Source organism: Ruegeria sp. CG11 (assembly GCF_056537245.1).
The window spans coordinates 1-1,032 of the sequence record NZ_JBQFRE010000062.1 but is presented as its reverse complement, the minus strand read 5'-3'; the positions used below and the strand labels follow the sequence as shown (position 1 = coordinate 1,032).

Here is a 1,032-nt window from a genome sequence, read left to right as displayed (position 1 = left end):
CCGATAAGTATCGCTTATCAAATCTAATTGATTTTTCCGGGAAAATGCGCGCAGACTGACGCCTATGATGACGCCAGCGCCCTATCTGCCCAGCCCCTCCCCTGCCCTGTCTCAAACAGATCAAGACGCGCTGACCGATCTATATGTACGCGGCACGCCGGCCAACACACTCAGGGCTTATGAGCGCGACCTGCTTTACATCACGGCCTGGAAGTCTGCCCGGTTCGGTGCGGCACTGGACTGGCCGGAAACGGAGGCCACAGCCCTGGCCTTCCTTCTCGATCACGCCCGCGATCTCAATGACGCTCCCGCCGGGGACCGAGCCCGCCAAACCGCAGAGGCTCTAACCGCGCAAGGGCTGCGCAAGACGCTGGCCTGCCCGGCCCCGTCGACGCTGGACCGGCGCATCGCCTCCTGGCTGGCCTTTCACCGGATGAAGAACCTCGCCAGCCCGTTTGATGCGCCGCAGGTGAAACAGGCCCGCGCCAAGGCGCGCCGCGCCGCCGCCCGGCCCCCGGCCCCAAAATCGCAGCACCCGATCACCCGTGATGTGCTGGAACAACTGCTGGCCACCTGCCGCGGATCGCGCCGGGATTGCCGCGACCGGGCTTTGCTGATGCTGGGCTGGGCCTCTGGCGGACGGCGGAGGTCGGAAATCACCGCGCTCATGCGCGAGGATGTGTCGCTGAAGGAATTCGAGAAAGTCGGCGTCGTTTGGATCTCACTGCTGGAAACCAAGACCACAGCCAAAGGTGAAACCCCGCGTCTGGTACTGAAGAGCCGCGCCGCGCAGGCGCTGGTGCATTGGATTGAGGTTGGGAAGATCTGCGACGGGCCCTTGTTCCGACCCGTCTCCAAGGCGGATCGGGTGTTGGCCCGCCGCCTGTCCCCGGACGCGATTTATCAGATCGTCAAGCACCGGCTGAAACTGGCCGGGCTGCCCGAAGGCTTCGCCTCGCCGCACGGGCTGCGGTCCGGGTTCCTGACCCAGGCCGCCCTCGACGGCGCCCCGATCCAGGCCGCCATGCGCCT

1 protein-coding gene is annotated in these 1,032 nt (G+C 65.5%); it reads left to right on the top strand.

The window, feature by feature from the left end; translation table 11 throughout:
• Positions 1–67: 67 nt before the first annotated feature.
• Positions 68–1,032: tyrosine-type recombinase/integrase (locus ACR0KW_RS24220; protein ID WP_480807306.1), on the top strand; the 965-nt coding region annotated here is incomplete at its 3' end.